The following is a 3,697-nucleotide window of genomic DNA, read 5'->3' as shown; positions in this document are numbered from 1 at the left end:
GGGTATCTCCTATGCAAGCGCAAATGCGCGGCGTGGGTTGTCAGGGTCGTAGCTGGTCGCCAAACTGGCGCCATGAAGCCTGCCCTGGGAGCGCTGGAATGACGAGCACCGATGAGCCCACCGGTGCCGATGACAGCGTCATCGTGCAGCACCTGATGGCCAAGTACGGGCCCGTGCTGGGCCGCCTGGCCTTGACCGAGGTGTTGCAGTTCCCGTCGGCAGAAGCTTTCGACCGGCACTGCCAGCGTGGGCGTCTGGAGATGCCGGTCATGAAGTTCCAGGGACGCCGCGGCGTGTACGTGCTTGCCACGGACGTCGCGCGCTATCTGGTCAAGAGTTCGCGTGGTGGCGCGTGAAGCCATCGCGAGAAAGGAGCGCGAAATGTTCGGCTACGAATAGATAGCCCAGAAAGGCAGAAGGCCTATTGCCGGCGCCAACCAGCAATAGGCCCTGAGTCCGCAAAACCAGTGGATCCGGTTCGAAGACTCTAATCCCTTGACTTGCCTTCGGCAAGGAGGTCGCCCTTCCGCGGGCGGCCTCGGGCTGCTTTTCTCCTCTCTGTTGTCCTCAGTCGTCATCAGTCGTGTGAGCTGGCGTTGCATCAGTGCAACTTCAGTCCGCGTGCTGAGGGAACTGTGTTGCCCCACGAATCGCGCATGGACCGCCCGCCCCCGGGCACTGAAGGAGAAAACCATGAGCAAACACCACGCATCCAAGCCACCAGGTGCGCACGCCCGCGACACCTCGGGCCCACTGATGAGAGGCCCGATCGTGGCCATTCGCTATCCCGAGGAGGGGAAGCCACGCGCCCGCAAAGTGATCTCGCGGTCGAAGGCCACCAGCAGCGGCAAGTACCCGAGCTGGAAGGCCAAGCGAATGCTCCACTGGGAGTCGCCACACGAACTCCACGCTTTCCGGCTGCTCGATGCCCACGCCAGCGTTTTGCGCTTTGCTGAGCAACCTCTGGTCGTGACGTATGTGATGGACGGCGTCCAGCACGACCACTATCCGGACATCGAGGTCCAAACCGCCAGCGGCCGGGAGCTGTGGGAGGTGAAGACCAGGGCCGACGCTGAGCGTTTCGCCCAACGCACTCGGCTGCTGCAGGAGGCGCTGCCTAGCTACGGGTATCGATACCGCGTCGTCCTGGCCGAAGACCTCGCCGCAGAGCCGCGGCTCTCCAACGCGGCCCTCGTGCTGCGCCACGGGCGCCCAGCCATCTCCGATCTCGCACGCGAGCGGGCCCGTCTGCTGCTGGATCGCCAGCCGGTCCTCAGCTGGGGCGTGATCCTTGACGGCGCATTTGGTGCCGAGGGGCACAAGGTCGCCTGCCGTCTCTTGCTTGAGGGTCAACTGTTGCTGGACGTCGATGCGCCAATCGGCCGCAGCACCATCCTGCGCCGGCCGGGCGTCGGGGGGGCCGTTCCGGGTCCGCTGCTGGCACATGATCAGACGGGTGTGTCGCCCACCATGAGTACGGGAGGTCCCAATGGGAGCCGCCCGCTTTGAGCTCAACGCCAAGGTGCGGTTAGACGGCCGCACGCATGTGCTGACGCGCCTCGTAGCCGCCATCACCTGGCAGCTGGAGGACACGCGGACCAAGCGCATCACCGGGATCACCATCCCGGAACTTCAAACGCTGTACCTGATCGGCGCGCTGATCTTCGAGCCACCTGCCGGTCGCCCGGCGGTTGCAACTCGCTTTCAGACAGGTGTGTCGCCCACCAAGAGCACGGGAGGTCCCAATGGGAACCGCCCGCTTTGAGCGCAACGCCGAAGTGCGGTTTGACGGCCGCACGCACGTGCTGACGCGCTTGGTGGACGCCATCACCTGGCAATTGGAGGACACGCGGACCAAGCGCATTACCGAGAAGACCATCCCGGAACTTCAAACGCTGTACCTGAATGGCGCGCTAATCTTCGAGCCACCTGCCGGCCGCCCGGCGGTTGCACCTCGCTTGGCCGAGCTGGGGAAGGCCCACACGGAGATTTCCAAGGAGCAATTCGACAAGGCGAAGCTGAAGCGCCTGTATGTGAAGGCACTCCAGGACGTCCCCGCTTCGAACAGGTTCATCCGGGAGGCGATCCAGAAGCTGTGGCAGAAGATCAAGCAGCCCGCCACAGCGCCCCACCCTGCCACGGTCCGCCGCTGGCGCTCATGCCTCGTCGCTGCCGGCGGAGACATCCGGGCCGTGGTGGACAAGATATCGCAGCGCGGCAACCGGACGGCCCGGTATCCAGAGATGGTGACGGACATTGTCGAGAACGCCATCGACGTGGTCTACCTCACGCTGGAGCGCAAGACCGTCCAGGACACCCTCGACAGAGCCTGCGTGGACGTCATCAGGGAGAACAAGCTGCGGCCGGACGCAGACAAGCTGCCGCTGCCGACCCTTCAACTCGTCAAGCGCAAGATCAACGAGATACCCGCGTTTGATCGCTGCGTCGCTCGCGAAGGGCGCATGGCTGCGGTGCGGCGGTTCCGTTCGGTGAAGCGGCACCGAACCACGCAGTTCCCTCTGGAACGTTGCGAGATCGACCACACGCTGCTTGATCTGATGGTGCTGGACGACCGCACCGGGCTGCCCCTGGGCAGACCCGTGATGACCGTCTGCATCGACGACAACACGCGGTGTGTGCTGGGCATCAACATCGGCTTTGAGCCGCCGAGCCTGCTGACGGTGGCCCGCTGCCTCAAGCACGCCTTCCTCCCGAAGACCCGCTTGAAGGAGGAACACCCGGAGATCGTCAACGACTGGCTTGCGCATGGGGTGGCGGGCGAGGCGTCGGTCGACAACGGCTTGGAGTTCCACGGCATAGGCCTTGAGCAGGCTGCGTTGGAACTCGGGATGGAGATCCACTACTCGCCGCGCAAGAAGCCTTGGCACAAGGGCAAGATCGAACGTTTCCTGAAGACGCTGAACTTCGAAGTAGCGCACGGCGTGCCGGGCACGACCTTCTCCAACATCTTCGAGAAGGACGACTACGACCCGTTGAAGCACGCGGTCATTCGTCTCAGCGTGCTGAAGAAGGTGGTGATGATGTGGATCGCCGACGTCTATCACCAGCGGCCGCATCGCGCCCTCAAGGTCCCACCGGCGGTCGCTTGGTCCAGCCGCATCAGGCCTGAGGACATCGGCCTGCCGGAGGATCCAGAGCGGCTGGACGCCGTCCTTGGCCGTCGATTGGCTCGGACACTGACCCACAAGGGCATCGAGTTCGAAGGCCTGTTCTACAACTCGCCGGAACTGGCCAAGCTGCGGATGCAGCTCGGCGATCGACTGGAGGTTGAGATCAGCGTCAACGACGGCGACATCGGGTCGCTCGTGGTCTTCTCGCCGGACAAGACGCGGATGTTCACCGCGCTGGCATTGAACCAGGCGTACGCCAACGGCCTTACGGCCTGGCAGCACAAAGTGTGCAAGCGGTTTGCGGCGCGTGAGATGTCCCAGTACGGCTCCTCGGGCTGGCTGGAGGCCAAGGAACGGATTGCGGAGCTGATCCGCGACGAGTTCGCGCAGAAGAAGGCCCGGTCACGCAGCCGGATCGGCCGGTTTCAGGAAGGACAGGTGCCAAGCGCCAGCAGCGCGCCCAAACCGCCAGGCCGGTCGGTGCCGCCACCRCCGCCCAAGCCGAGTGCTCCGCCACCCGCCGCCTCTCAGGCAGTGACCGCGCCCGCCATACCCGTTACCAACTC

4 protein-coding genes are annotated in these 3,697 nt (G+C 64.4%); all 4 read left to right on the top strand.

Annotated features, from left to right (window positions below):
* The first annotated feature begins 98 nt into the window (after positions 1-98).
* A complete protein-coding gene (locus ACXJKR_RS27075) occupies positions 99-356 on the top strand; it encodes a hypothetical protein (RefSeq protein WP_457325446.1) in 258 nt (85 codons plus the stop codon).
* 337 nt (positions 357-693) lie between these two features.
* Positions 694-1,509 (top strand): Tn7 transposase TnsA N-terminal domain-containing protein, encoded by an 816-nt coding sequence (locus tag ACXJKR_RS27070; RefSeq protein ID WP_457325445.1) that lies wholly within the window; start codon positions 694-696, stop codon positions 1,507-1,509.
* Positions 1,490-1,765: a hypothetical protein gene (locus ACXJKR_RS27065; protein ID WP_457325444.1), complete on the top strand. Its 276-nt coding sequence runs from the start codon at positions 1,490-1,492 to the stop codon at positions 1,763-1,765. Before ACXJKR_RS27070 ends, ACXJKR_RS27065 begins: the two co-directional genes overlap by 20 nt.
* On the top strand, positions 1,746-3,697 hold a 1,952-nt coding region (locus ACXJKR_RS27060), incomplete at its 3' end, for a Mu transposase C-terminal domain-containing protein (RefSeq protein ID WP_457325443.1). The genes ACXJKR_RS27065 and ACXJKR_RS27060, both read left to right, overlap by 20 nt.

It is taken from the genome of Roseateles sp. P5_E11 (genome assembly GCF_054049355.1).
This window is presented reverse-complemented; position numbering and strand designations above follow the sequence as displayed.